This is a genomic window from Pseudoalteromonas sp. NZS11 (genome assembly GCF_015864765.1).
GTDB lineage: Bacteria > Pseudomonadota > Gammaproteobacteria > Enterobacterales > Alteromonadaceae > Pseudoalteromonas > Pseudoalteromonas arctica.
Genome location: NZ_JADYWP010000015.1, coordinates 1 through 26,369, shown reverse-complemented (window position 1 = coordinate 26,369; position 26,369 = coordinate 1). Strand labels below are relative to the sequence as shown.

Annotated in this window: 27 protein-coding genes; 18 read left to right on the top strand and 9 right to left on the bottom strand. The window is 40.4% G+C overall.

The annotated features are described in order from the left end of the window. Positions 1-2 precede the first annotated feature (2 nt). Complete coding sequence (gene glyS, locus I6E82_RS19130; protein WP_165736327.1) at positions 3-2,072, top strand: glycine--tRNA ligase subunit beta; 2,070 nt, start codon at positions 3-5, stop codon at positions 2,070-2,072. 75 nt (positions 2,073-2,147) lie between these two features. Beyond that, positions 2,148-2,597 carry a hypothetical protein gene (locus tag I6E82_RS19125; protein ID WP_101163031.1) on the top strand — a complete coding sequence of 150 codons (450 nt, stop codon included), beginning with the start codon at positions 2,148-2,150 and terminating at the stop codon, positions 2,595-2,597. Positions 2,598-2,796: 199 nt separating this feature from the next. On the opposite strand, the gene tusA is transcribed toward I6E82_RS19125, so the two are convergent. The 3 genes from tusA to fadB form a co-directional block, all read right to left on the bottom strand. Beyond that, the gene (gene tusA / locus I6E82_RS19120; protein ID WP_007377644.1) at positions 2,797-3,036 is read right to left on the bottom strand and encodes a sulfurtransferase TusA; all 240 of its coding nucleotides are present in this window, start codon (positions 3,034-3,036) and stop codon (positions 2,797-2,799) included. A gap of 318 nt (positions 3,037-3,354) precedes the next feature. Continuing rightward, positions 3,355-4,524, bottom strand: a complete 1,170-nt coding sequence (gene fadA / locus I6E82_RS19115; RefSeq protein WP_007584192.1) for an acetyl-CoA C-acyltransferase FadA — start codon at positions 4,522-4,524, stop codon at positions 3,355-3,357. A 4-nt stretch (positions 4,525-4,528) separates the two neighbouring features. Further along, a complete protein-coding gene (fadB, locus tag I6E82_RS19110) occupies positions 4,529-6,688 on the bottom strand; it encodes a fatty acid oxidation complex subunit alpha FadB (RefSeq protein ID WP_024591283.1) in 2,160 nt (719 codons plus the stop codon). Between the two features lie 192 nt (positions 6,689-6,880). Here fadB and I6E82_RS19105 point away from each other — a divergent pair, with 192 nt between their 5' ends. The 8 genes from I6E82_RS19105 to I6E82_RS19070 all read left to right on the top strand — a co-directional run bounded on the left by I6E82_RS19105 (position 6,881) and on the right by I6E82_RS19070 (position 14,523). Then, the gene (locus I6E82_RS19105) at positions 6,881-8,767 is read left to right on the top strand and encodes a transglycosylase SLT domain-containing protein (protein WP_197118495.1); all 1,887 of its coding nucleotides are present in this window, start codon (positions 6,881-6,883) and stop codon (positions 8,765-8,767) included. A gap of 157 nt (positions 8,768-8,924) precedes the next feature. Then, complete coding sequence (pepQ, locus tag I6E82_RS19100; RefSeq protein ID WP_024592280.1) at positions 8,925-10,247, top strand: Xaa-Pro dipeptidase; 1,323 nt, start codon at positions 8,925-8,927, stop codon at positions 10,245-10,247. 88 nt (positions 10,248-10,335) lie between these two features. After that, the gene (locus tag I6E82_RS19095) at positions 10,336-10,950 is read left to right on the top strand and encodes a YigZ family protein (protein ID WP_007377640.1); all 615 of its coding nucleotides are present in this window, start codon (positions 10,336-10,338) and stop codon (positions 10,948-10,950) included. Positions 10,951-11,046: 96 nt separating this feature from the next. After that, the gene (locus I6E82_RS19090; RefSeq protein ID WP_007584186.1) at positions 11,047-12,498 is read left to right on the top strand and encodes a TrkH family potassium uptake protein; all 1,452 of its coding nucleotides are present in this window, start codon (positions 11,047-11,049) and stop codon (positions 12,496-12,498) included. A gap of 44 nt (positions 12,499-12,542) precedes the next feature. Then, complete coding sequence (locus tag I6E82_RS19085; protein WP_197118494.1) at positions 12,543-13,202, top strand: flagellar brake domain-containing protein; 660 nt, start codon at positions 12,543-12,545, stop codon at positions 13,200-13,202. A gap of 463 nt (positions 13,203-13,665) precedes the next feature. Next, positions 13,666-13,878, top strand: coding sequence for an EF-hand domain-containing protein (locus I6E82_RS19080; RefSeq protein WP_004335175.1), 213 nt, complete (start codon positions 13,666-13,668; stop codon positions 13,876-13,878). Positions 13,879-14,017: 139 nt separating this feature from the next. Further along, the gene (locus tag I6E82_RS19075) at positions 14,018-14,230 is read left to right on the top strand and encodes a calmodulin (protein WP_004335174.1); all 213 of its coding nucleotides are present in this window, start codon (positions 14,018-14,020) and stop codon (positions 14,228-14,230) included. A gap of 77 nt (positions 14,231-14,307) precedes the next feature. Continuing rightward, positions 14,308-14,523, top strand: coding sequence for an EF-hand domain-containing protein (locus tag I6E82_RS19070; RefSeq protein WP_007584177.1), 216 nt, complete (start codon positions 14,308-14,310; stop codon positions 14,521-14,523). 81 nt (positions 14,524-14,604) lie between these two features. Here the strand turns inward: I6E82_RS19070 and trkA are convergent, their stop codons facing one another. The 4 genes from trkA to def form a co-directional block, all read right to left on the bottom strand. Further along, positions 14,605-15,981, bottom strand: a complete 1,377-nt coding sequence (trkA, locus tag I6E82_RS19065; RefSeq protein ID WP_004335170.1) for a Trk system potassium transporter TrkA — start codon at positions 15,979-15,981, stop codon at positions 14,605-14,607. A gap of 86 nt (positions 15,982-16,067) precedes the next feature. Next, positions 16,068-17,363, bottom strand: a complete 1,296-nt coding sequence (rsmB, locus tag I6E82_RS19060) for a 16S rRNA (cytosine(967)-C(5))-methyltransferase RsmB (protein WP_007584175.1) — start codon at positions 17,361-17,363, stop codon at positions 16,068-16,070. Then, on the bottom strand, positions 17,356-18,309 hold the full coding sequence (gene fmt / locus I6E82_RS19055; RefSeq protein WP_197118493.1) for a methionyl-tRNA formyltransferase: 954 nt from the start codon (positions 18,307-18,309) through the stop codon (positions 17,356-17,358). Before fmt ends, rsmB begins: the two co-directional genes overlap by 8 nt. Positions 18,310-18,330: 21 nt before the next feature. Continuing rightward, the gene (gene def / locus I6E82_RS19050; protein ID WP_024607305.1) at positions 18,331-18,837 is read right to left on the bottom strand and encodes a peptide deformylase; all 507 of its coding nucleotides are present in this window, start codon (positions 18,835-18,837) and stop codon (positions 18,331-18,333) included. Positions 18,838-18,955: 118 nt separating this feature from the next. Here def and I6E82_RS19045 point away from each other — a divergent pair, with 118 nt between their 5' ends. From I6E82_RS19045 to hemF, 6 genes are all read left to right on the top strand, one after another. After that, entirely contained in the window at positions 18,956-20,074 is a 1,119-nt protein-coding gene (locus tag I6E82_RS19045) for a LysM peptidoglycan-binding domain-containing protein (protein WP_197118492.1), read from the top strand. A gap of 31 nt (positions 20,075-20,105) precedes the next feature. Further along, positions 20,106-21,197, top strand: coding sequence for a DNA-processing protein DprA (gene dprA, locus I6E82_RS19040; protein ID WP_197118491.1), 1,092 nt, complete (start codon positions 20,106-20,108; stop codon positions 21,195-21,197). Position 21,198: 1 nt separating this feature from the next. Then, complete coding sequence (locus I6E82_RS19035; RefSeq protein WP_007584155.1) at positions 21,199-21,672, top strand: DUF494 family protein; 474 nt, start codon at positions 21,199-21,201, stop codon at positions 21,670-21,672. A 114-nt stretch (positions 21,673-21,786) separates the two neighbouring features. Continuing rightward, positions 21,787-22,362 carry a DNA topoisomerase family protein gene (locus tag I6E82_RS19030; protein WP_197118490.1) on the top strand — a complete coding sequence of 192 codons (576 nt, stop codon included), beginning with the start codon at positions 21,787-21,789 and terminating at the stop codon, positions 22,360-22,362. Between the two features lie 25 nt (positions 22,363-22,387). Beyond that, entirely contained in the window at positions 22,388-22,951 is a 564-nt protein-coding gene (locus I6E82_RS19025) for an L-threonylcarbamoyladenylate synthase (protein ID WP_004335153.1), read from the top strand. 1 nt (position 22,952) lies between these two features. Then, positions 22,953-23,903, top strand: a complete 951-nt coding sequence (gene hemF, locus I6E82_RS19020; protein ID WP_138489870.1) for an oxygen-dependent coproporphyrinogen oxidase — start codon at positions 22,953-22,955, stop codon at positions 23,901-23,903. Between the two features lie 63 nt (positions 23,904-23,966). On the opposite strand, the gene I6E82_RS19015 is transcribed toward hemF, so the two are convergent. Beyond that, on the bottom strand, positions 23,967-24,404 hold the full coding sequence (locus I6E82_RS19015) for a group II truncated hemoglobin (protein WP_197113405.1): 438 nt from the start codon (positions 24,402-24,404) through the stop codon (positions 23,967-23,969). Between the two features lie 53 nt (positions 24,405-24,457). Here I6E82_RS19015 and aroE point away from each other — a divergent pair, with 53 nt between their 5' ends. Together aroE and I6E82_RS19005 are read left to right on the top strand one after the other, a co-directional pair. After that, complete coding sequence (gene aroE, locus I6E82_RS19010) at positions 24,458-25,282, top strand: shikimate dehydrogenase (RefSeq protein ID WP_165723095.1); 825 nt, start codon at positions 24,458-24,460, stop codon at positions 25,280-25,282. Further along, on the top strand, positions 25,279-25,533 hold the full coding sequence (locus I6E82_RS19005) for a DUF1488 family protein (protein ID WP_007584142.1): 255 nt from the start codon (positions 25,279-25,281) through the stop codon (positions 25,531-25,533). The genes aroE and I6E82_RS19005 overlap by 4 nt, the downstream gene beginning before the upstream one ends. On the opposite strand, the gene I6E82_RS19000 is transcribed toward I6E82_RS19005, so the two are convergent. Further along, entirely contained in the window at positions 25,525-26,070 is a 546-nt protein-coding gene (locus I6E82_RS19000; RefSeq protein WP_197118489.1) for a gamma carbonic anhydrase family protein, read from the bottom strand. The two genes, I6E82_RS19005 and I6E82_RS19000, sit on opposite strands and share 9 nt — an antisense overlap. Positions 26,071-26,369: the final 299 nt, after the last annotated feature.

The window sequence follows — 26,369 nt, the reverse complement described above, 5'->3', positions numbered from 1 at the left end:
GTATGTCAGCACAAAATTTATTAGTAGAAATTGGCACAGAAGAGTTGCCACCAAAAGCACTGCGTAAATTAGCAGAAGCTTTTGCTGCAAACTTAACTGCAGAGCTAGAAACACTAGAGTTAGCACATCAAGGTGTAAGCTGGTATGCATCGCCTCGTCGTTTAGGTTTACAAGTAAAAGCGCTTGAAGCTAAGCAACAAGACAAAGAAGTTGAAAAACGCGGCCCAGCAACTAAAGCCGCATTTGACGGTGACGGTAACCCAACAAAAGCAGCAATGGGTTGGGCACGTGGTTGTGGTATTGAAGTAAAAGACGCACAAACACTCGAAACAGACAAAGGCGCATGGTTATTGCACATTGCTAAAGTTGCAGGGCAAGAAACTAAAACGCTAATGACAGGTGCAATTACTAAAGCGTTGGCTAAATTACCAATTCCTAAACCAATGCGTTGGGGCGCGAATAAAACACAATTTATTCGTCCTGTGCATACGGTAACTATTTTGTTTGGTGATGAGTTACTTGAAGGTGAGATCCTTGGTAAGAAAATAACTAACCAGCTTCAGGGTCATCGCTTTCACCACCCAGAAAAAATTAGCATAAACCATGCGGACGACGTTTTTGACGTACTTAAATCTGCTTACGTTATTGCCGATTACGAACAACGTAAAGCACAAATTCGTACGCAAATAGAAGAGGCTGCAAAAGCAGTTAATGCTGTTGTTGCAATGGATGAAGATTTACTAGAAGAAGTAACATCACTTGTAGAGTGGCCAGTTACTTTAACGGCAACATTTGAAGAAGCATTTTTAGATGTACCAGCCGAAGCGTTAATTTACACCATGAAAGACGATCAAAAATACTTTCCGTTATTAGATCAAAACGGCAAACTTTTAAATAAATTTTTGTTTGTATCTAACATCGAGAGTAAAGATCCAAGTGTGGTTATTTCTGGTAATGAAAAAGTAGTGCGCCCGCGTTTAGCCGATGCACAGTTCTTCTTTGAAACAGATAAAAAGAAAACTCTAGAAAGCCGATTAGAATCGCTTGATAGCGTATTGTTCCAAAAGCAACTTGGTACGCTTAAAGATAAGTCTGAGCGCATTAGTGAGCTTGCAGGTTATATTGCTGAGCAATTAGGTGCTGATAAAGTGTTAGCGCAGCGTGCAGGCTTATTAAGTAAAACTGACCTAATGACTGAAATGGTAATGGAATTTACCGACGTGCAAGGTGTAATGGGAATGCATTACGCTCGCCACGATGGTGAAGCCGAAGATGTAGCCGTAGCGCAAAACGAGCAGTACATGCCACGCTTTGCAGGCGACAACTTACCTACAAATTTAATTAGCTGCGCAGTAGCGATTGCTGATAAGTTTGATACGCTGGTGGGTATTTTTGGTATAGGCCAAGCACCTAAAGGTGACAAAGACCCATTTGCTCTTCGTCGTGCTGCTATTGGTGCACTTCGCATTATGGTAGAAAAAGAACTACCACTTGATATTTTAGACCTAGTAGCTAAATCGCAAACATTGTTTGGCGACAAGTTAACTAACTTAAATGTATCAACTGACGTATTTGAATTTATGCTAGGGCGCTTCCGTGCTTGGTATCAAGACGAAGGTATTGAAGTAGACGTAATTCAAGCAGTGCTTGCACGTCGTCCGACTAAACCTGTTGATTTTGATCGCCGTGTTAAAGCCGTAAGCCACTTCCGTACATTAGACGCAGCAGAAGCGCTTGCAGCAGCTAATAAGCGTGTAGGTAATATTCTGGCTAAAAACGACATTACCAGCCAAGGTAGTGTTGATGAGAGCTTATTAAGCGACGACGCTGAAAAAGTATTAGCATCACAAGTAGCAAAATTTGCCACTGACCTTGCACCACTTTACGCAGATGGAAACTACCAAGAAGCATTAAGCCAATTGGCAGGTATTCGCGAAAGTGTTGATAACTTTTTTGACAACGTAATGGTTATGGCCGACGATGAAGCTGTTAAGCAAAATCGTCTTGCGCTGCTAAGCCAGTTAAGCGGATTGTTTTTAGGTATTGCAGATATTTCTGTTTTACAAAAATAACACCGATTAGCAATTTTAAAAGCCAGCGTTTTGCTGGCTTTTTAGTTTTCACTGTATGCAAAGGAAACCCCATTGATGATTTCTATGAAACGAATTTTAACCTTAGCAATTGCTGGTTTACTTACTGCCTGTACAAGCCAAATTTCGATTAACGATGTATTACCACAGCAAGAGCTTGACCGCACAATTTACTTACGTGGCGACTTTACACTGTGGGATGCAGAACCCCAGTATCAGTTTGCACCAGTTGGCCCTGCGCTTTATCAAGCAGAAGTGAAATTTTCGACGCCTGGTAAAGTGTACGAATTTAAAATAGCCGATGTCGATTTTAGTGAAGGTTACAACTGTGGTTACAGCGACGCACAACCAGCAGGGCAAAGCCTAACACTCGGCCAACCAGCTATCGCAGACTGTAATACTATTTATAACTACTTTAGTTTCACACCAGCAATAAAAGGCACATACATAGTAAGTATTGATTACAGTGACTACGACAAGCCACAAGTGACGATAACGAAGAAGTGATAGCTGTATTTTTAAAGCAGCCCGAGTGAATTAATGGATTTGTGACAAGGACGTTGTAGTGTTTATTCAGCATTAACACCAAGGGGATTTCGTAGGTTGGGTAGAGTGAAGCGAAACCCAACATGTGTGGCGAATAAAACTATTTTGGTGATTATTAAATATGTTGGGTTTCGTAAAACTCAACCCAACCTACGTTATTTTAAAGCCCTTTCTTAACCACATATCTATACGGTGCTTCTTCTGCATCTTTAGCCACCAGCGTGTGATCCATAAACGTACAAAAACTCGGAATGTCGCGAGTTGTTGACGGGTCATCAGCAGTTATTAATAACGTTTCACCATCACTCATTTTACGAATAGCAGCACGTACCATCATTACTGGCTCTGGGCAGCGAAGGCCTATGGCATCTAATTGGTGATCGGGATTATCAAAGCTCATAATAAATTGACCTGTTTAATTAAAGTGATTGCTGCGTACGCGAGTGCTTAGGTATAGCAATTAATAAGTTTGGGAGTTTAACGCAATTTTAAGTGTAATTTAACTATTTTACTTATCTTAATATGTTCATTTTATTTGAAACTTTATTGCTTCAAAATACGTTATTTAATAATACGCCCGATCACATAATTCCGTAGTACTACATACTGGTGTTATAGCTGATAATTTTTACTAAATTAAAGCTAATAAAAAAGGCGAACTGAATAAAATCAGTCCGCCTTTTTAATCACCAAGATGGTTTTACATGTTTAAAACTAATTAGTCTTGAACACGTTCAAATACAGTTGCAATGCCTTGGCCTAAACCAATACACATAGTTGCTAAACCGTATCGTACATTTTTGTCTTCCATTAAGTGAATAAGCGATGTGCTAATACGCGAACCCGAACAACCCAGAGGGTGACCAAGTGCGATTGCGCCGCCATTTAAATTCACTTTTTCGTCAACAACATCCATTAACCCTAAATCTTTCATTACAGGTAATGATTGTGCTGCAAAGGCTTCGTTAAGTTCTACTACGCCTAGGTCATCAATTGTAATACCGGCTTGAGCAAGTGCTTTTTTACTTGCTGGTACTGGGCCGTAACCCATAATTGATGGATCGCAACCAGCGACTGCCATTGCTTTAATACGCGCACGAATTGGTAAGCCAAGTTCTTTTGCTTTCTCTTCGCTCATTACTAACATTGCAGATGCGCCGTCAGAAAGTGCAGAAGACGTACCGGCTGTTACCGTACCCGATGCAGGATTAAATACAGGGCGAAGTTTTGATAGGCCTTCTACTGTTGTTTCTGGGCGAATTACTTCGTCGTCTTCAACTAATATAAGCGAACCATCTGCTGCGTGACCTTCCATTGCTAAAATTTCGCGACGAAAACGGCCTTCAACAGTTGCAGCTTGTGCACGTTGATGTGAGCGATAAGCAAATTCATCTTGTTGCTCACGGCTAATGCCATGAAGTGTTGCAAGGTATTCTGCTGTTAAACCCATTGAGCCCGATGCTTGTGCAATCGTTGTTGCAAGGCCAGGGTGAAAGTCGTTGCCGTGAGTCATAGGTACGTGACCCATGTGCTCAACACCACCAATTAGGTAAGTGTCGCCAGCGCCTGTCATTATTGCGCGTGCAGCGTCATGCAATGCTTGCATTGACGATCCACATAAACGGTTAACCGTTACAGCAGGTACGCTGTGTGGGATACCGGCAAGTAATGCTGCGTTACGTGCTACGTTAAAGCCTTGCTCTAATGTTTGCTGTACACAACCCCAATAAATATCGTCAATTGATGCTGGATCAACTGCTGGGTTGCGATCAAGTAAGCCTTTCATTAAATGTGCGCTTAAGTCTTCAGCACGTTTATGTTTGAATACACCACTTTTAGAGCGACCCATTGGTGTGCGGATACAATCTACAATTACTGGATTATTCATGATATTAACCTTCCACCTTATAGAAAACACGACCTTCTTCGGCCCACTTGCGAGTTTGCTCAGATACTTGGTAAATCGCACCTAGGTGAGCGTATTTGTCTGCTGCTGCAACAAAGTTAGCTAAACCAGTTTGATCTAAGTAACGGAACGCGCCGCCTCTAAATGGAGGGAAACCAACACCGTAAACTAATGCCATATCTGCTTCTTGCGGAGAGGCAACAATGCCTTCTTGCAAACACAGTAGCACTTCGTTAATCATTGGAATCATACAACGGTCGATGATTTCTTGTTTATCAAATTCTTTTGGTGCGTCTGTAATTGGGCTTAGTAGCTCAACTGCTGTCTCGTCATGAGACTTTTTAAGACGACCGCGACGATCTGTTTCGTATTTGTAAAAACCGGCTTTGTTCTTTTGACCAAAACGTTTTTCGTTGGCAAAAATAGTTACAGGGTCTTTATCAGCACGCGCCATACGCTCAGGGAAACCGTCAGCCATTACGCCAGTACAATGGAATGCTGTATCAATACCTACAACATCAAGTAAGTAAGCCGGACCCATAGGCCAGCCAAATACGTTTTCCATTACTTTATCTACTTTTGCAAAGTTAGCGCCTTCAACCACTAATTTGCTAAAACCTGCAAAGTAAGGGAATAAAACACGGTTTACAAAAAAGCCTGGGCAATCGTTAACAACAATTGGCGATTTACCTAATTTAAGTGCGTAATCAACTACTGCATTAATTGTTTTATCTGAGGTTTTTGCGCCACGGATAATTTCTACTAATGGCATTTTTGGCACAGGGTTGAAAAAGTGCATACCACAGAAGTTTTCTGGCTTATCTAGCGCTTGTGCTAGTAAATCAATACAAATAGTTGATGTGTTTGAAGTAAGTACCGTACCTTCTGGCATGGTCTTTTCAAGATCAGCGAGTACTGCTTGCTTAACTTTAGGGTTTTCTACAACGGCTTCAACAATAATGTTGGCGCTTTGTAGGTCTGACGCGTTAAGTGTTGGCTTAATTTTGCTAAGTGTTGCCAACATTTTTTCCATTGGCATGTGGCCACGCTTAACTTTTGCACCTAATAACTTAGACGCTTCACCCATACCTAAATCAAGCGCATCTTGTTGGATGTCTTTCATTATAATAGGTGTGCCTTTATAAGCAGACTGGTATGCAATACCGCCACCCATAATACCAGCCCCTAATACAGCGGCTTGTTTAATTTCTACATCGCTTTGTTTAGCAAATTTACGTGCTTTACCTTTAATGTATTGGTCAGCTAGGAATATACCTGTCTGTGCAGCTGCTTCTGGTGTACGTGCTAATTTAGCAAAGTTAGCGTTTTCGATTGCCATTGCTTCATCGCGAGTACAGTTTGCCGCTGCTTTAATAGTACGTACAGCCATAACCGGTGCAGGATAGTGGCCTTTGGTTTTACCCATTACCATACCTTCTGCCATAGCAAAGCTCATGCCTTGCTCAACACGGTTTAATTTAAGTGGCTGTAGTTTTACGTTACGTTTTGCTTGCCAATCTAGCTTGCCAGAAATCGCTAGCTCAAGTGTTGATACACTTGACTCTAAAAGTTTGTCAGCACTAACTACCGCGTCAAACGCACCTACTTTAAGGGCATCTGCTGCGCGGTTTTCTGCGCCTGAGGTAATCCACATCATCGCGTTATCGGCGCCAATGATACGTGGTAAGCGCACTGTGCCACCAAAACCAGGCATTATGCCAAGTTTAACTTCTGGTAGGCCCATTTTAGCTGTTTCGCTTGCTACACGATAATCGGTAGCAAGTGCCCACTCACAACCACCGCCAAGTGCCATACCGTTTATAGCGCTTAGAGTTGGAAATGGTAAATCTTCGATTGCATCAAAAACGTCAGTTGCGTTTTTGATCCACACTACTAATTCTTCTTCAGGTTTAGTAAATGTAGGTAAAAATTCGAAGATATCGGCACCAATAATAAAGTGGTCTTTATCACTGGTAAAAATCATGCCTTTGATATCAGTATTGGCAGCTAATTCTTTTAATGCTGCTGCGCAATCTGAAAGAGTTTTTTGAGATAATGTGTTTACAGAACCTGCAACACAAAACTTAAACTCGGCGATGTTTTCCTTTAGGAAGCTAACTTCAAAGGAATCGCTTTTATATAACATTATTATTCTCCCTAGTTGACGAACTAAGACTGGTACGATGAGTTTGCATTTCAATCAGTGTGCTTGCTTTAAATTAAAAATGCAACGAAAAATTTAACTCGGTTACAATCGACTGGTTAAAATATAGCTGGTTTGGTGCTAAGGTGGTTGAAAAGTTTTTATTCACTACTTTAATTTTTATTAAAGGACATTATGAAAAAATATTTACTAAGTGTTGCGGCAGCTGCATTCATTTTCCCTCTTCACTCTGCCGAGGCAAGTATCGATAACGATGCCTTTTTAGATGCCGAAAAAAAAGTAAGGTACGGAAGTTACCAAGACTTTAAACAAGCGGTTAGTAACCTAAATCATCCGTTAAAACCGTATGTTGAAAAAACATATTGGCAACGTCACCCGAGTATTAAGCATCAGGCAGAGATAGAAGACTATTTAAATATATACCAGCATACACCGCTTGAGTGGCCTGTGCGCAAAGCGTGGTTGGAGTATTTAAAAGAGAACAATGAAAAAGCGGCGTACATACGCAACTACCGTGAAACTTCTAATACTGGGCTTACCTGTACTTATTTAGATTTTCAGCTCGACTTGGGCGCGCCTGAAAAGGCGATTCTAAATCAGGTGACCAACTTATGGGCCGTTGGTAAATCGCAACCTAATGGCTGTGATAGTTTGTTTTCTACGTGGCGTAAAAAAGGCTACATGAAAGAAGAAACGGTTTGGAAGCGTGTAACACTTGCTGCACAAGGCGGGACGCAAAGCTTATTACCTTACTTAAAAACTTTATTGCCAAGTAAGGATCGTTACTTAGCTGACTTATATTTAAAAGTGCGAAAAGATCCAAGCACGGCAGCTGGATTATATCGATATAAAAATAAGTCGGCTAAAGAAGGCCAAATAGCAATTTATGGTGTTAAGCGTTTGGTTTGGCGCGATAAAGAGCTTGCTTTAAAAGCATGGGAAAAACTAGAAAAAATATTTAAGTATAGTGATGAAGATAAAGCTGACGTGTATTACACCTTTGCGTTGTCACTTGCTTCAAGCGGGCATAAGCAAGCGAGCTTTTGGCTAAATAAAGTGCCGAAAGAGCGATTAGACAGCAAGCTTATTCAATGGCAACTGGGCAATATGCTCAAAACCCAAGATTGGGAAGGGATTGCTGCGTTTTTTACAGGAAAAGAGGATTTAAGCCTTGGCCAGCAATATTGGTTAGCTTATAGCTATGCTAAACGTGGCGAGCAACAAAAAGCAGACGATATTTGGAAAAAAGTAGCGGCTAATCGTGATTATTACGGCTTTTTAGCAGCAGCACGTTTAGGTTTGCCCGTTGATTTAAATAATCAACCTTTAGCAGTCGATAAGGTGCTTGTAGATAAAGTAAGTAATGCACCTGGCTTTAAGCGTGCAAAAGCACTTTATGATATTGAGCGCTTTACGTCGGCGCGCCGTGAGTGGAATTATTTAACGGATACGTCTAGCGATGAAGAAAAGCTAGCAGCATCACAACTATCTACCGATTTAGGTTGGCACGACAGTACTATCTTTACTTTAGCAAAAATTAAAGCGTGGGATAACGTAGAGCAACGTTTTCCGTTTGCGTTTCAAGATGTTTTTGAGCGCTACAGTAAACGTAGCAAGATAGATGTTGCCTGGAGTATTGCTATTGCAAGGCGCGAAAGCTCTTTTGCGCCAGATGCACGCTCGCATGCTAATGCGCGTGGTTTAATGCAGTTATTACCTAGTACTGCTGAGTATGTAAATAAAGGCAGTGTGACAAGTAGTCGTTTATATCAACCTAAAACAAATATTAGGTTAGGTACTAGTTACTTACAGTACTTAAAAAAGAAAAACCATGGCAATGAGGTGCTGGCAACAGCTTCTTATAATGCGGGTTATCACCGTATAAAGCGTTGGTTACCTGATGACGCTATTCCGGCTGAGTTATGGGTAGAGCTTATTCCGTATCGCGAAACCCGCGATTACGTAAAAAATGTATTTGCGTACAGGCAGGTTTACCATACAAGAATGGGTCGAGAAGGTAATGTATTAGCGCCGCTACTCGAAATGAAAATGGGCGGTTGAATATATGATACCAATCGACCAATCGACCAATAACTTAACACGATAGGTATAGGTATTAATAAGGGGGATGTTTACATGTTAAATATCCCCCTTTTTTGAGCGCTTAGTGTTTAAGTGGTAGACTCAGAGCAAGTTAAATTTAACAGATGGATTAACAATGGATAAATTAGCCGTTTTATACGCCGAACATATTGCAACACTGCAACAGCGTACTCGTACAATTTGTAATAGCGAAGGGTTAGAAGGATTAGTAATTCATTCAGGCCAAGCTAAGCGCCAGTTTTTAGATGATATGTATTATCCATTTAAAGTTAATCCACAGTTTAAAGCGTGGTTACCGGTTATTGATAATCCTCATTGCTGGATTGTGGTAAATGGCAGCGACAAACCAAAACTAATATTTTATCGCCCGGTAGATTTTTGGCATAAAGTACCAGACGAGCCTCGCGACTTTTGGGCTGAGTACTTTGATATAGAGCTATTACTTCAGCCTGATCAAGTTGAAAAGTTATTACCATACGACAAAGCTAAATACGCTTACATGGGCGAATATATTGAAGTAGCGCAAGCACTTGGTTTTAGTATTATGAACCCTGAGCCTGTACTTAACTATTTTCATTACCACCGCGCTTATAAAACGCAGTACGAACTTGAATGTTTACGCAACGCTAACCGCATTGCAGTAGATGGGCATAAAGCTGCACGCGACACATTCTTTAATGGTGGTAGCGAGTTCGATATTCAGCAAGCGTACTTAATGGCAACACGTCAAAGCGAAAATGAAATGCCGTACGGCAACATTGTTGCGCTTAACGAAAACTGCGCTATTTTGCACTACACGCACTTTGATCCAAAAGCGCCACACACTCATAACTCATTTTTAATTGATGCTGGTGCAAACTTTAATGGTTATGCTGCTGATATTACTCGTACGTATGATTTTAAAAAGCAGGGTGAGTTTGCTGAGCTTGTACAAGCTATGACAGTTCAACAAATAGAGTTAGGTAAAGGTTTAAAGCCGGGTATGCTTTATGGTGATTTACACGTTGAATGCCATAACCGTATCGCACAAATACTCAGTGACTTTAAAATTGTTAACCTACCCGCTGAGGAAATTGTTGAGCGTAAAATCACCTCTACTTTCTTCCCGCATGGACTAGGGCATCACTTAGGTTTACAAGTGCATGATATGGGTGGTTTTATGAGTGACGAAAAGGGCGCACATCAGCCATCGCCTGAAGGGCATCCGTTCTTGCGTTGTACTCGCCTGATTGAAAAAAACCAAGTATTTACCATTGAGCCAGGCTTATATTTTATTGATTCACTGCTTGGTGATTTAGCGCAAACCGATAATAAGCAATTTATTAATTGGGAAAAGGTTGAGTCATTTAAACCATTTGGCGGTATTCGTATTGAAGATAACATTATTGTTCACGAAGATAGCTTAGAGAATATGACACGAGATTTAGCGCTCGATTAATTCTAGTTAACACTAATTAGTTTATACACGTTAAAATACGTACATTATTTAAAGGGGCCTTTTGGCCCCCTTTTTACAAGTTTAAAATATGTCTGAATATAAATATCCCGCTGCTGACGTTTTTCATCAAGAAGAAATTAAAAAAAGTACGTTTATAGTTCACATTGCACATACCCCCGATTTAAATTCAGCTAAAGCATTTATTAAAAGCATTGAAGAAAAGTATAGCGATGCGCGTCATAACTGCTGGGCACATGTGGCAGGCAACCCCGGTGGCAGCCATGTTTATGGTTTTTCGGACGATGGTGAACCAAATGGCACTGCAGGAAAACCTATGTTAAATGTGCTGGTGGGTTCAGGCCTTGGCGAAATCACAGCTGTTGTTACACGTTACTTTGGCGGCATAAAATTAGGCACGGGCGGGTTAGTACGTGCTTATGGTGGCTCATTAAATAATGCATTAGTAAAATTGCAAACGGTACTTAAAGTTCCCAGTGTTGAAATTACAGGGAGTAGCGAGTACAGCATGCAAGGTGCGATTGAGCAGTTATTAAAAACAAAGTATCAAGTGCTTAATATTGATAAGCAATTTACTGCTAATATTGAATGGGTGATTACAATAGATAGTCGCGAAGCTCAGCAAGCAATCAAAGATATTTTTGATTTAAGTCACGGCGCAGTTGAGTTAACTATTAAAGAGTAATAACCTACACAAATTGCATGTAATGCATACTGACCCTATTTAATTTGGTTGATACTACTCAGCCTGAATTTACTAATAATAAAAGCGACAAGCTAAATGCAATTTCGTACCATCATAAAAATTCTTGGCCAACTTGTTGCGCTGTTTAGTATTACCATGGTGCCTCCGGCACTGGTGTCTTTAATATATAAAGACGGTGGTGGTGTTCCTTTTGTTTTAGCATTTATCTTTAGTGTTGTTATTGGCATGATGGCTTATTACCCAAACCGCCATGAAAACGGTGACTTAAAAGCACGTGAAGGCTTTTTAATTGTTGTTTTGTTTTGGCTGGTACTTGGGGCGTTTGCGTCCTTGCCGCTTATATTTTTACAAGAACCTAATTTATCGCTCGCCGATGCGGTGTTTGAAGCATTCTCTGGCTTAACAACCACCGGCGCTACAGTACTTACCGGTATTGAGTACTTACCTAAGTCGGTGTTGTTTTATCGCCAGCAACTCCAGTGGTTTGGCGGTATGGGTATAATCGTACTCGCTGTTGCTATACTCCCCATGCTAGGTGTTGGTGGTATGCAGTTATATCGCGCTGAAATACCTGGGCCTGTAAAAGATTCCAAAATGACCCCGCGAATTGCCGATACAGCAAAGCACCTTTGGTATATTTATGTGTCACTGACTATTGCTTGTATGCTGGCTTATTGGGCAGCCGGGATGGAGTGGTTTGATGCGATATGTCATGCATTCTCAACGGTCGCGATAGGTGGTTTTTCTACTTACGATGCTTCTATGGGGCACTTTGACAGCCCTGTAATTAACTTTATTTGTGTGTTCTTTTTAATTATTGCCGCTGTTAACTTCTCCCTGCATTACGCCGCAGTGGCCAGTCGTAACATACAAGTTTATATTCGAGACCCTGAGTTTAAGGTGTTTTTGTGTATTCAATTAGCGCTGGTGGTTATTTGTTTTACCGTACTTTCCTCTAATGAAATATTTGCTAATGGCGATGAAACCCTCGATCAGGCGTTATTTCAGGCTGTTTCTATGAGTACAACAGCAGGCTTTGCTACTGATAACTTTTCAACATGGCCTTTGTTTTTACCTATTTTACTTATATTTTCGAGCTTTATTGGTGGCTGTGCAGGCTCTACTGGTGGTGGTATGAAAGTAGTGCGCGTGTTCTTACTTTACTTGCAGGGTGTGCGTGAGCTTAATCGTTTGGTGCACCCACGGGCTATATATTCAATCAAGCTGGGTCGAAAGGCGTTGCCAGACAAAGTAGTAGAAGCCGTGTGGGGATTTTTCTCTGCATATGCGTTGGTGTTTATTATTATTATGTTAGCGCTTATGGGCACGGGTATGGATAACATAACTGCGTTCTCAGCCACTGCGGCTTGTTTAAATAACTTAGGTCCAGGTCTGGGGGATGTAGCGTCGCATTATGGCGCTATAACCGATGGTGCTAAATGGTTACTGACCATTGCAATGGTGTTTGGTCGGCTAGAAATATTTACGTTACTAGTACTATTTACGCCTACATTTTGGCGTGGATAAACGAGCGGCTTAAGTTTTAAATTACGAACTATTGGGAAAGGGATATGCCAACAAATTTAGAAAAGCTAAAGCATATAAGTGTAGGCAGCTTAGTCGACCTAGAAATATTAACACCTACAAGCAGTAAGCGTGTTAAAACTGAATTAGTTGGTTTACTCGATAAACAGTTTATTATTTTAAATTATCCCAATGCAAAGCGTTTACCTGTGGCGAGTGACTATTTACGTGATGGCGTAATGGTTGTTGTAAGAGCGCTTATTGAAGGCAGTGGCGGGCAAGTTATTGCGTTTCGCCAGCAAATTATGTCGGTAGCCTCTCATCCCGCTAAACTCGTGTTTATAAACTTTCCAAAGCAAGTGCAGTTATTTGCGCTACGCTCACAAACACGCATACCTACCTTATTACCTGCAAAGCTAAAGCTAAGTGACGATAGGGTACTTGAAGGCCTTATTAAAGACATTTCACTCACTGGTGTAATGTTTGATATTAGAGACGATCAGCAAGTTGAAAGTATTAAAGATATGCAATGCACTGTCGTACTTAATAGCAGTGATAAAGATTTTGAAGGTGAAATTTGCAGTGTTAAAGAGCATGCTGCCGGTGTGCACTGTGGAATTAAGCTACTAGCAAGCGAGGATGAAATGAAAGCCTTCATGAAAGAGCATTTTATAGACCCTTCTGCGCTTGAGCCTAGCGTTGAATAAATAGGTTTTCGCTTATTTGCAACAAAAAGGCATTTTACGTCAGTATTTATAAAATGTTTTTTTCTCTTTCATAATTAAAATTATTATTTAAATAAAACAACTGATTACGTATTATTTTTTACAGCTTATTTTTTGTTATTAAAGCTTCCTCGTTAAAATTTATCTCAATTATTCTTTAAAATCCCTCCTTTAAAACCGTACATTTAAAAATGTATCTTTTTATATAAACATAACTATATGTTTTTAATGACTTTAATGTCATCTCTTTAAAACGTGTTGCTAAAGGGCAACAATAACTATTTTAAAAACGCCTTCTTGTTGTACGTTTTATATTTAACTTATTGAAAATTAATAGCTTTTAAATGTTGGCATCTAAGTTGTAATAGTCTAAGTGTACTGAACGAAATCGTGATTCAAAGTGAAATACTTAATCGCACACACATAAATTTGAAGGATACATATTATGAAAAGCATTAATAAAACTTTAGCACTTATCGCTATTGCATCTTCTTCAGCCGCTTTTGCTGCAACAGATTTTGACACACTGGATGTAGACGGCAGTGGCACAATTAGCCAAGCAGAAGCATCAGTAGATGCAAAGCTAATGAGCATGTTTTCTGAGCTTGATACTGACCAAAATGGTGAGTTATCAAAAGAAGAATTTTCAGAAGCTTAATTAAAAAGTATTTATCCTGAGTTGCCAAAGACACCTAAGTAGGCAAGGGAGCTTACGAAAGAGGATAACAAGGAAGTGAAAAATTACGTTTTAAGTTAAACGAAGCAATTTTTTTGATAGAACATTGAAGGATTAAGTTATGAAACATTTAAATAAAGCATTAGCACTTATAGTACTAGCATCTTCTTCCGCTGCATTTGCAGCATCAGACTTTGACAGCCTTGATATCGATGGTAGCGGCACAATTAGCCCAAGCGAAGCGGCAGTCGATACTGATTTAATGGCTGAATTTATTGAGCTAGATACCGACGGTAGCGGCGAGCTTTCTAAAGAAGAATTCGCTAATTACTAATTAATCTTTTCAGATTAAACATTTTTCACAGTCAGGGATCTTTGAAAAGGACTTCCCATATTACTAGGAATATTATTATGAAAACATTAAATACAACACTTGCAGTTATCGTTTTAGCATCTTCATCAGCAGCATATGCCGCAGTAGATTTTGCCTCTTTTGATGCAGACGGTAACGGTGCTATTACAATGGAAGAAGCAAAGGTTAACCCTCAGCTTGTAAAGATTTTTGATGATTTGGATACTGATGGTAATGGTGAAATCTCTAAAGAAGAGTTTTCAAAAGTACAGTAATCAATATTTAAGCATACTCCATTAAAGCCGCCTTAGTCAGCGGCTTTTTTGTGTATTAAATTAACTAATTAGAGTAACTAGTTAAAGGAATATAGCACTTACTTGGAATAGTTTTTCTACAACGGTAATGTGTTTTTTGTCGATTAAAAACATGATGACATGATCGCCCGACATAATAATTGTATCATCGTGAGCTATCAACACATCGTCATTACGTACTATTGCCCCAATGGTTGTACCTGCAGGAAGTTTTATGTCGGCAATCGCACGACCAACCACTTTAGATGTGTTTTCATCACCATGAGCAACCGCTTCAATGGCTTCTGCTGCGCCTTTACGCAGTGAATACACGTTAACAATATCACCACGGCGTACGTGCGTTAATAACGCTGATATAGTTGCTTGTTGTGGCGATATGGCAATATCTATTTCGCCGCCTTGTACCAAATCAACGTAAGCTCCACGTTGAATAAGTACCATGGTTTTTTGTGCGCCCATACGTTTTGCAAGCATGGCCGACATAATGTTTGCTTCATCGTCGTTGGTTACGGCAATAAATACATCGACTTGTTCAATATGCTCTTCTGAGAGCAGTTCTTGATCAGATGCGTCACCACAAAAAACGACCGTGTTATCGAGCATTTCTGAGAGTTGCTCGGCACGTTCTTTACTGCGTTCAATTAGTTTAACGGTGTGGTTTTTTTCAAGTGAGCGGGCAAGGCCTGCCCCAATGTTACCGCCACCAGCTATCATAATTTTTTTGTACGAACGCTCAAGTTTTTGTAGCTCGTTCATTACTGCGCGTATATGTTTTGTAGCGGCAATAAAGAATACTTCGTCATCGGCTTCAATAACGGTGGTACCCAATGGTTTGATTGCTTTACCTTGACGATAAATAGCGGCAACACGAGTTTCTACATTAGGAATATGTTCTTTAAGTGCAGATAACGCATAACCTACTAATAAACCCCCATAGTAAGCTTTTACGGCTACTAACGAGAGCATGCCATCAGCAAACTGCAATACTTGCAGAGCACCAGGGTAGTCAATTAGACGGCGAATATACTTAGTGACCAGTGCTTCGGGAGCAATGTAATGATCGATTGGTAAATCATCGTTTTGAAATAGTTTTTCGCGGTATTTTAAATATTGCTCTGAGCGAATGCGGGCAATTTTAGTGGGCGTTTTAAAAATACTGTACGCCACTTGGCATGCAACCATGTTCACTTCATCTGAACTGGTTACCGCTATAATCATATCGGCATCTTCAGCGCCTGCACGGCGTAATACATCAGGGTGCGCGCTGTGGCCCATAACCCCTTGTAAGTCGTACTTATCTTGAAGTTCACGTAATCGGTTACCGTCTATATCAACAACGGTAATTTCGTTTTGTTCGCCAACTAAGTTTTCAGCAAGCGTAGCACCAACTTGCCCGGCACCGAGTATAATTATTTTCATTATTTACCCGTGGTATTGATCATAATTTAATTAAAAAAATAGCCATTTAATGTTTCATAAATGGCTAACTATTTAGTGTACGGCTATTAGGCTTTTTTAACTAGCTTAGCGTAATAAAATCCATCACTTTCACCGGGCAGTAACTGCAAACCTGGAGTTGTTACGGTATCATTTTCGTGTAGAGGTATATGTTCTACATCATCGTTATTAGCTAAAAACTTAGCAACTTGCTGTTGGTTTTCTTGTGGAAGAACCGAACACGTAGCATATACCAATGTGCCACCTGGTTTTAACAGTGGCCAAATGCTATCAAGAATATCGTTTTGTAACTTAGATAAGTCTTCGATATCTGATGCGCGACGTAACCATTTTATATCAGGGTGACGGCGAATTACGCCAGTGGCTGAACAAGGCACATCAAGCAAAATACGATCAAATAATTTTTCGTCCCACCAAGTATGTGGTTGTGATGCGTCGCCACATTGTAGGTCTGCACCTAAGCCAATACGAGTTAAGTTTTGCTTAACGCGTTCAAGGCGAGTTGAGTCGCTATCAAGTGCAAGTACATCAGCATCAGCAAGCTCTAATATATGACACGTTTTTCCGCCAGGTGCTGCACAGGCATCTAAAATATAGTCATCTGCTTTAGGTTCTAAAAAGCGGGCTGCCAACTGTGCTGCAGCATCTTGTACTGAACATGCACCTGTATCAAACTCAGGCAACGAAAATACATCACGTGGTTTGGCAAGCTTAATCCCATCAATAAAGTCAGGGTTTAAGGTGTGTTCAATATCGTTAGCGCTGAGCATTTCGCTGTATTCTTGCGTGCTAAATTGTGCTTGGTTTACACGAAGCCACATTGGCGCTTGTTGCTGGTTTTCTTCAAGTAGTGCTTCCCAGCTATCTGGGTAGGCTGTTTGCACCTGTTTAATAAACCAATTTGGATGGTTGTATAAACATACCGGAATAAGCTTCGCTTTTTCTTCAAGCTCTGCTTGTTGGCGCTGAAAACTACGTAAAATGGCGTTTATCAGCCCTTTTAATCCTAAAGCGCGTAGTTGAGCCAGTGCGTTTACAGTTTCTGAAATTGCAGCATGTGGTGGTACGCGCATATGCTGCAGTTGATAAATACCTACATATAATAAAAACTGAAATATTCTACGTTTACCTTTTAATGGCTGCTCTACTAAGTGTTGGCAGTAATTTTCAAGGCTCGGTAAGTAGCGTAAAACGCCATAACAAATTTGCTGTAGCAACGCTTTATCTTTAGGCGGCAAGCCTTGGCTTGCAAATGGAAGTTCTTGATTAAGCGATGCGCCTTTATCAACTACGTTATATAAAGTTTCAGCGGCCAGCGCTCGTACGTTTGGAACATTACTCATTGTTTTCGCCTAATATTGTGCCAGGGGTAACCCAGTCACTACGACCATTTAAAAAGTCGTTAATTGCCATTGGTTTTTTACCTTGCGGCTGTAATTGCGTAATACATAAAGCGTGTTCGCCACACGCCACTACTACGCCATTCTTATCGCTTGATAAAATTTGCCCAGGATCACCTGATTGCAGCACAACCTGCGCTTGATAAATTTTTACTGTTTGCCCACCCATTTGGGTAAAGCACACTGGCCATGGATTAAAAGAGCGAATGTTTCGCTCAATTTGCAGTGCACTCATTGACCAATCGATATTAGCTTCCTCTTTAGAAAGCTTTTTAGCGTAGTTAGCAAGTTCATCATTTTGAGGTTCAGGGGTGAGCTCGCCATTCGCTAATTTATTAATGGTTTCAATTAACGCGTCTGGACCTAGCTCAGCAAGCTTTGTATATAAACTAGCGCTAGTTTCTGTCGTGCTAATAGGGCAGCGACTTATATGTAGCATATCGCCGGTATCTAGCCCTTCATCCATTTGCATTATTGTTACGCCGGTTTGTTCATCACCTGCCCAAATTGCGCGTTGAATCGGTGCAGCGCCGCGCCAGCGCGGTAATATAGAGCCATGCACATTTAAACAACCCAAACGTGGGGCTTCTAATATAGCTTTAGGTAAGATTAAGCCATACGCTACAACAATCATAATGTCGGCATTTAAGCTTGTTAGCTCTGCTAGTGCTTCATCATTTTTTAATGACTGTGGCTGAAAAACCGGTAAGTTGTGCTCAAGCGCTAGCGCTTTCACTTCACTGGTTTTTAATTTTTTACCACGACCAGCAGGGCGATCTGGCTGGCTATATACACCCACTATTTGGTGTTCGCTTTGTATCAGCGCTTGTAAATGACGTGCTGCAAAGTCCGGCGTACCGGCAAATATAATGCGTAATGGTTGAGTCACTGAGTTTTCCTAAGGTGCTTATTACTGTTCTGCAAACTTGGCTTCTTTTTCAAGCTTTTTACGAATACGTTGGCGCTTTAATGGAGATAAGTAATCAATGAACAGCTTACCTTGAAGGTGATCTAGTTCGTGTTGAATACAAATAGCCAGTAATTCATCTGCATCTAGTACAAACTCTTCACCGTTTTCGTTAAGTGCAGCGACTGTTACTGTTTCAGCGCGGTCTACTTTTGCATACGAGTTAGGTACTGATAAACAGCCTTCTTCGCTAACGGTAGAGCCGTCTTTTTTAATGATTTGTGGATTAATTAATACCAGTGGCTCATCGCGCTCTTCTGATACATCAATAACAACGATTCGTTGATGAATATCTACTTGCGTGGCCGCAAGTCCAATGCCATTTTCATCGTACATTGTTTCTAGCATGTCTTTTACAATTTGGCGTACTGTGTCGTCAACTTGTGCAACATCTTTTGCTATAGTACGTAAACGTTCATCTGGAAATCTTAAAACTTCTAACCTAGCCATAGTTACCTTTTTCACTTGTGCTTAATTTAGGGTATTGTATGCTCTTATTTTAGCCATTCGCGTTCACCTTTAACAGGTTTTGGGCAATAATAATGAAAAAACAATACAAGGAAGCTCAATGAAATCTCCATTACTTGCAATCATGCTTACGTTAAGTGCTGCGTTTCCCGCAATTGCTGACGTGCTTAAAATAAAAAAAGATGCACCAAAACAGTATGTTGTAAAAAAAGGCGATACACTTTGGGATATTTCTGGCATCTATTTAGATGAGCCTTGGCTATGGCCTGAACTTTGGCAAATGAATCCACAAATTGACAACCCGCACCTAATTTACCCCGGTGATGCATTAGCGCTGATATACGATGCAGATGGAAACCCACGTTTAGTGATTAATAAAGGATATAGAAAGCTATCTCCTCAGGGTCGTATTACACCAAAAGGGCGTAATGCTATTACTACTTTGCCGCTTGAAATGATCAAACCGTATATCAGTTACGAGCAAGCAATGAACAGTGACGATATTAAAGGCAAACCTTATATTTTAGGTGCTAACGAAAATACTAAAACACAAACGTTAGGCCATATTTTATATGTTAAAGGCGACTTACAAGTACATAAAGCATATGCCATTTACCATAAAGGTGACCCCTACACTGATTTAACCGGTGAGGTGTTAGCAACGCGTGCATCTTACGTGGGTATCGCACGTGCGTTTAGAGCGGGTGATGAACACAATGGCGTGCCTTCGTCATTACGTGTTGAATCTGTTAAACGAGAAATTCAGCAAGGCGATTTTTTAATGCCGGCAATGGAAGGTCAAATGCTTCCTGCGTACTTTAATATTCACCGTCCTTCTGAGCCTGTAACAGGGAATATTATTGCTTCCCCACGACAAGTTAGAGAATTCAGCACAATGGATGTTGTAGTGCTAAACTTAGGCAGTGAACAAAACATAGAAGCGGGTCATGTATTAGATCTAGAACGTCAATCGCCAACGGTTATTGATGGTCCTCGTGGCCCTCGTTACCCAGAAGATTCTAGTAAATACGAGAAGCTTTTATCTGATGTGAGCCAATTATTTGGTGATGAGTCTGACGAACAAAACACAACGTGGACCATGCCTAAAGAAAAAGTTGGCGAGCTAATTGTCTTTAAAGTGTATGACAAAATAAGTTATGCATTAATAACTAAAAACCAGCACCCAATTCGCATTGGAGATATTGCAGTTATTCATTAAGAAGTAGCGAGTCGGTGCTCTAGGAGAGAGCATGGATCAGTCATCTGGCAAGCTAGCCCACTGGCTTGCCTTTTATATGTGTAAAGGGTTGGGTATCAAAACCCTTTTAGCACTATCTACAAATTATTCCCTTGGGTCGTTATTCGACTTACCTCATGACAAGCTTTTACAGCTTGGATTAACCGCTAATCAGGCGAGTAATTTACTCAACACCAATTGGCAACAAGTCAGCCATTATGAGCAACTAATTACGCTGCACAACATTACGGTTGTCTGTATTTTTGATGCGCTTTATCCAGAAGATCTCCGACAGATTGCCAGTGCGCCTTTATTACTATTTTGTAGGGGAGATGTCTCGTTATTATCTACTCCACAAATTGCAATTGTAGGGAGTCGTAATGCCACACCTACCGGGCTTGAAATAGCATCAGAATTTGCATACGAGTTAACTTTAGCGGGTATTACAGTTACCTCAGGTATGGCACGGGGAATAGATGGAGCAGCACATAAGGGCTCTCTTGCTAGTACGGGTAAAACCATAGCGGTGCTTGGTACTGGGGTTGATATTTACTACCCTAAACGCCATAAACTATTAACAGACCAAGTTTTAGAAAGCGGCCTGTTGGTGAGTGAGTTTTTACCAGGGGCAGCTGCTCATGCGCATAACTTTCCGCGCCGAAATCGTATTATTTCTGGGTTATCGTTGGGAGTGCTTATTGTTGAGGCTGAAATTAAAAGCGGTTCGTTAATTACAGTACGTTATGCGCTTGAACAAAATAAAGAGGTATTTGCAGTACCGGGTTCTATTAAAAACCCGTTAGCGCAGGCAAGTCACTTTTTAATAAAGCAAGGTGCTAAGCTGGTAGAAAGCGTGGCTGACATTCTTGATGAGGTGAGTTTTACTTACGACAATAATGTATGTAACAAAGAGCAGCCTATTCAGGCAAATTCTCAATGCGAGGTTTTAAATAGTATTGGCTTTGAAGTCACCAGCGTAGACGACATTGTACGTCGCGCACAGTGGCCAATAGACAAAGTGCTCGCTAGGTTGCTCGATTTAGAATTAGACGATCAGATTGAGCGAGTGTTAGATGGTTATATTAAGTTGAGCGCAGGAAGGTAATATGTTTGATATTCTTTTATATCTTTTTGAAAATTACATTCATAGCGAAGCGGATATATTTGCAGAGCAAAATGAGTTAACCGATGAGCTACTGCGCGCGGGCTTTAATAAGCCTGAGATATTTAAAGCACTCGATTGGTTAGAGCAACTCGCCGATTTACAACACAGTGACGAGTCTCCTTATCTTATTACTAACCCTAAAGATGCTGTGCGTATATTTACCGATAGTGAATGCCAAAGGCTCAGCGCTGAGTGTCGTGGCTTTTTAATGTTTATTGAACAAATAGGCGTAATTAACAATGTAACACGTGAAATGGTAATGGACTGTTTAGCCTCTCTCGATAAACCAATTATAAGCCTAGAAGACTTAAAGTGGATTGTACTTATGATCTTGTTTAACGTCCCTGGCTCTGAAGAGGCATATGAGCAAATGGAAGATTTGATTTTTGATGAACCCAGCGAACTTCTTCATTAGAGATAATTATCTTAATTGTACTCAAATTACTTAAAAGGATAAGCACGGCATTGCTTGTATCTTTAAGTGGTTTGGGTATATTAGGCGAAAATTCACCAACCTATTAGGATCACCATGAGTAAAATCGACCATTCGCTTTTCTCGGCGAACAAGCACGCCCTCGAAAAAGAATACGAGATATGCCCACAGTGTGGTTCAGAGTTAGTGATCCGCAATAGTAAATCTGGCCCTTTTTTAGGATGCGCAAGTTATCCTAAATGCGACTTTATTAGGCCGCTGGCACATCACGACAGTAACGAAATCAAAGTATTAGAAGATTCAGCATGTCCTGAGTGTAGCAAACCGCTGGTGGTTAAAAATGGCCGTTATGGTATGTTTATTGGGTGTACGGGTTATCCAGAGTGTCATTACATTGCTAACGAAAATGAAGAAAAGCAAAGCGAAGATACTTTGCCTAGTTGCCCTAAATGCAAAAAAGGTCATTTAGTCGCGCGCAGTAATAAGTTTGGTAAAGTATTTTATTCTTGTGATTGCTACCCAAGTTGTAAATACACGCTTAATAATAAACCGGTTGAACATCCGTGTCCTGAATGTGACTGGCCTATCGTCATAGAAAGAAATATGGCAAACGGCATATTATTGCAATGCCCACAAAAAAACTGCATGCATAAGCTAACCCCAACTGAATAACGTTTAATTATATCTGGAGACTACTTTGTCAGACCTTTCAAATACGCCCACTGCAATAACATGCTTAACGCAAGGCGAAGTTATTTTATACCCAACAGAAGCTGTATATGGTTTAGGTTGTGATCCAGATAATCAACAAGCCGTTGAGGCGCTATTAGCTATTAAGCAGCGCCCGGTTGAAAAAGGACTTATTTTAATTGCTGATAACTACGGACAATTATTAAAATACGTAGATGATGCAAAAATACCAATGGATAAACGAGCTGATATTTTTTCGAGTTGGCCTGCTGCAATTACATGGGTTATGCCTGCATCTAAAAATACGCCTAAATGGCTCACAGGGCAGTTTGATACCATCGCGGTAAGAGTAACAAACCATCCAACAGTAAAGCGTTTGTGCCAAGAGTTTGGTAAGCCATTAGTATCAACCAGTGCAAACTTAACCGGTCAAGAAACGGTAATTAGTATTGAGCAAGCCAAAGCGCAATTTGCAGAACAAGTTGGCTTTTACGTTGACGAGCCGTTAGGTGGTAATACTCAACCAAGCACAATAAAAGACGCCATGACTGGCAAAATATTTAGAGGTTAATATGCAAAGCGAATTATTAAATCAAGTAAAAGCATACTTTATGGCTTTGCAAGACACTATTTGCCAAGGTTTGGAGGCTGCAGATGGCAGTGCTAAATTTATAGAAGATAACTGGCAGCGAGCAGAAGGCGGTGGTGGTCGTACACGTGTAACCACAAATGGCACTGTAATAGAGCAAGGTGGAGTAAATTACTCTCATGTATTTGGCGCTTCAATGCCAGGTTCTGCAACAGCACATAGACCAGAGCTTGCAGGGCGAAGCTTTCACGCATGTGGTGTGTCGTTAGTTATTCACCCTAAAAACCCTCATGTACCAACAAGTCATGCCAATGTGCGCTTTTTTATAGCCGAAAAAGAAGGCGAAGAGCCAATATGGTGGTTTGGTGGCGGATTTGATCTCACTCCTTTTTATCCAGTATTAGAAGACGTACAGCATTGGCATCAAGTTGCTCACGACATTTGTGCGCCATTTGGTAGTGAAGTTTATCCAAAATATAAAACATGGTGCGACGAGTATTTTTATTTAAAGCACAGAGACGAGACGCGCGGAGTAGGCGGTTTGTTTTTTGACGATTTAAACGAACTTGGTTTTGAAAAGAGTTTTGCGTTTATGCAATCGGTGGGTAATGGATTTTTAGATGCCTATTTACCTATTATTGAACGTCGCAAAAATGACGAATACACAGAACAACAACGTGATTTTCAGCTTTATCGTCGCGGACGTTATGTAGAGTTTAATTTAGTATGGGATAGAGGCACGTTGTTTGGACTGCAAAGTGGCGGGCGCACTGAGTCTATATTAATGTCTATGCCACCACTTGCACGCTGGGAATATAACTATAAACCAGAGCCAAGTAGCCCAGAAGCTAACCTATATCAGTATTACTTACGCCCGCAAGAGTGGCTAACTAGTAAACCAAGTGAGCTGATAGCCAGAGAATGGCAATTATAACAATTACACAGTAATCAAAAAGGCGCTAATTAGCGCCTTTCTGTATTTAGTTACAATACAAATTTAATGCTGATTGATCATGTGCGTTGCTAGTTGAGAGAATGATTGTTTTAAGCCTTCACGTAACAACGGATTGTCTATTTCTATATCCAGCGTTTTATTCATGCAGTGCACCCACTGATCGCGCAATGCTTTATCTACAGTAAAAGGCATATGCCTTTTACGTAGCATTGGCTGGCCATGTTTTTCAGTAAATAGGTTTGGCCCGCCTAACCAACCAGATAAAAATTCAAAAAATACTTGGCGAATTCGATCTAATGGCAGAGGATGCATATCATATAACGGTTTAGCGTATTCATCTGACTCCATTATGTCGTAGAATCGATTGGAGATAGCACGCGCCCCTTTCTCTCCACCTATTATTTCATACGGTGTTTTTTCAGGAGTAGGAGCCTGTTGCTCGGGAGCTGGCTTAGATTTAGAAAAAAGTCGTTTAATCATATTACTTATCATCGTTAATAGGCAGTATATAGCTGCAAAGAGGTTGCTTTAAAATGGACAAATATGCGGTTTTTGGAAATCCAATTAAACATTCAAAATCCCCCGCGATACATAAGCAATTTGCTGTATCACTGGGTGAGCAAATCGACTATCGCGCAATATTAGCACCTATCGATAACTTTGAAAAAACAGTATTGTCTTTTTTTGAGCAAGGTGGTGTTGGTGCTAACGTTACAATGCCATTTAAAGAGCAAGCCTATGCAATGGCTGATGAGCTTACGCCATTAGCTAAAATTGTAGGGGCTGTTAATACATTAAAAAAACGAGATGATGGCACATTACTCGGTGATAACACCGATGGTGTGGGCTTTGTAAATGATTTACTCGCAAATGAAGTAGCCATAACTAATAAACGCATTTTAATCATAGGTGCGGGCGGTGCTGCTCGAGGGGTTATTTTACCTTTGTTAGAGCATAACCCTCAGGAAATAATAATAGTTAATCGCACAGCACAAAAAGCCAAAGAACTCGCAGAGCTGTTTACTCAATATGGACCAGTATCTGGCTTTGGCTTTAGTGATTTACCAGTAAGCGATTACTCACTAATTATAAACTCTACATCTAGCAGTATGAATAATGAGCTTCCAGCTCTTGATGAAAAACACATAACTAACTGTGAAGTCGCTTATGACATGTTTTATTCACTGCAAAATACCATTTTTATGAATTGGGTTGCACAGCATAATATTAACGCGAAGCTTTTAGATGGCAGCGGAATGTTAGTTGGTCAAGCTGCTCAAGCATATTATGTATGGCGTAATAAAATGCCAAAAATACTTCCCGTCGTTGATGCGCTCAAACAAGGAATGCTTAAATGAATCAGGCAATACAGTTTATAGATAGGCTAGAGTTTAGAGAGCCCGATCATCAGTTAGTTTTTTTTGCACAAGTTAGTGGCATGCTGGTGGAATGTATAATAGAAGTAAATACACTTAAATTAACAGACGAAAGTCACGCAACAGAATATTTTGAAAAGTATCGTTTTGATTACGAAGAACGTGCCGAGGAGCTTATCGAAGAAGAGAGCTATAACTCGGCAGGCCAAATTGAAGTAAGCTTATTAACTTAAGTTAGCGATTTCAGCTAAGTATTCATCTTTAAGTGATACATAGTTATCGGCAGATATTTTTAAGAAGGCAAGTTCTTGCTCTGTAAGAGGGCGGGCTTGCTTAGCTGGACTTCCAACATATAAGTAACCAGACTCTAAGCGTTTGTTTGGTGGTACCAAAGAGCCGCCACCTATAATTACATCATCTTCAACAACCACGTTATCCATAATAATAGCACCCATACCTACAAGTATACGGTTTCCTAATACACATCCGTGCAGCATTACCTTATGACCAACTGTTACATCGTCACCTATAATAAGTGGATAACCATCTGGATTGCTTTTAGTTGCGCGAGATAAATGCAATACACTGCCATCTTGTATATTTGTACGCTCACCAATACGTATATAGTTAACATCACCACGTGCAGCTACTAACGGCCACACACTACTATTATCACCTAAAGTAATGTTACCAACCAAAACCGATGACTCATCAATATAAACAGACGAATTAAATGAAGGAGTAGCACCTTTATAAGAACGAATTGCCATAGTTAGTACCTTTTAGATCATGATTATTAGTATTTGAGTGTATCAGCAAGGTGATTTTTGTACCATACAGCGCACTGTTTGGTTACAAAACTATCAGTTTTAGGGGGTTTAGTTCAGATACTAACCGAACAGTATCTTTTTTTACTTTTTCTTTAAAAAAGTGCTTGCGTAAAAATATGATCTCCCTATAATGCGACCCCACTGAGACGGGAAACGCCAACGCATAGCGAGGCACGAACAACTCAGAGAGTTAAATAAAACTTCGGTTTTAAATCTTCCAAAAGAAAGTTTAAAACTAA

Coding starts and splice junctions, on each gene's coding strand:
- I6E82_RS19075 (WP_004335174.1), top strand. CDS start 14,018: ATGAAACATTTAAATAAAGCATTAGCACTTATAGTACTAGCATCTTCT.
- I6E82_RS19005 (WP_007584142.1), top strand. CDS start 25,279: ATGAATCAGGCAATACAGTTTATAGATAGGCTAGAGTTTAGAGAGCCC.
- fadB (WP_024591283.1), bottom strand. CDS start 6,688: ATGTTATATAAAAGCGATTCCTTTGAAGTTAGCTTCCTAAAGGAAAAC.
- tusA (WP_007377644.1), bottom strand. CDS start 3,036: ATGAGCTTTGATAATCCCGATCACCAATTAGATGCCATAGGCCTTCGC.
- I6E82_RS19125 (WP_101163031.1), top strand. CDS start 2,148: ATGATTTCTATGAAACGAATTTTAACCTTAGCAATTGCTGGTTTACTT.
- hemF (WP_138489870.1), top strand. CDS start 22,953: ATGCAAAGCGAATTATTAAATCAAGTAAAAGCATACTTTATGGCTTTG.
- dprA (WP_197118491.1), top strand. CDS start 20,106: ATGGATCAGTCATCTGGCAAGCTAGCCCACTGGCTTGCCTTTTATATG.
- I6E82_RS19015 (WP_197113405.1), bottom strand. CDS start 24,404: ATGATTAAACGACTTTTTTCTAAATCTAAGCCAGCTCCCGAGCAACAG.
- trkA (WP_004335170.1), bottom strand. CDS start 15,981: ATGAAAATAATTATACTCGGTGCCGGGCAAGTTGGTGCTACGCTTGCT.
- rsmB (WP_007584175.1), bottom strand. CDS start 17,363: ATGAGTAATGTTCCAAACGTACGAGCGCTGGCCGCTGAAACTTTATAT.
- def (WP_024607305.1), bottom strand. CDS start 18,837: ATGGCTAGGTTAGAAGTTTTAAGATTTCCAGATGAACGTTTACGTACT.
- I6E82_RS19095 (WP_007377640.1), top strand. CDS start 10,336: ATGTCTGAATATAAATATCCCGCTGCTGACGTTTTTCATCAAGAAGAA.
- I6E82_RS19000 (WP_197118489.1), bottom strand. CDS start 26,070: ATGGCAATTCGTTCTTATAAAGGTGCTACTCCTTCATTTAATTCGTCT.
- I6E82_RS19090 (WP_007584186.1), top strand. CDS start 11,047: ATGCAATTTCGTACCATCATAAAAATTCTTGGCCAACTTGTTGCGCTG.
- I6E82_RS19030 (WP_197118490.1), top strand. CDS start 21,787: ATGAGTAAAATCGACCATTCGCTTTTCTCGGCGAACAAGCACGCCCTC.
- pepQ (WP_024592280.1), top strand. CDS start 8,925: ATGGATAAATTAGCCGTTTTATACGCCGAACATATTGCAACACTGCAA.
- I6E82_RS19105 (WP_197118495.1), top strand. CDS start 6,881: ATGAAAAAATATTTACTAAGTGTTGCGGCAGCTGCATTCATTTTCCCT.
- I6E82_RS19085 (WP_197118494.1), top strand. CDS start 12,543: ATGCCAACAAATTTAGAAAAGCTAAAGCATATAAGTGTAGGCAGCTTA.
- I6E82_RS19080 (WP_004335175.1), top strand. CDS start 13,666: ATGAAAAGCATTAATAAAACTTTAGCACTTATCGCTATTGCATCTTCT.
- glyS (WP_165736327.1), top strand. CDS start 3: ATGTCAGCACAAAATTTATTAGTAGAAATTGGCACAGAAGAGTTGCCA.
- fadA (WP_007584192.1), bottom strand. CDS start 4,524: ATGAATAATCCAGTAATTGTAGATTGTATCCGCACACCAATGGGTCGC.
- I6E82_RS19035 (WP_007584155.1), top strand. CDS start 21,199: ATGTTTGATATTCTTTTATATCTTTTTGAAAATTACATTCATAGCGAA.
- aroE (WP_165723095.1), top strand. CDS start 24,458: ATGGACAAATATGCGGTTTTTGGAAATCCAATTAAACATTCAAAATCC.
- I6E82_RS19070 (WP_007584177.1), top strand. CDS start 14,308: ATGAAAACATTAAATACAACACTTGCAGTTATCGTTTTAGCATCTTCA.
- I6E82_RS19045 (WP_197118492.1), top strand. CDS start 18,956: ATGAAATCTCCATTACTTGCAATCATGCTTACGTTAAGTGCTGCGTTT.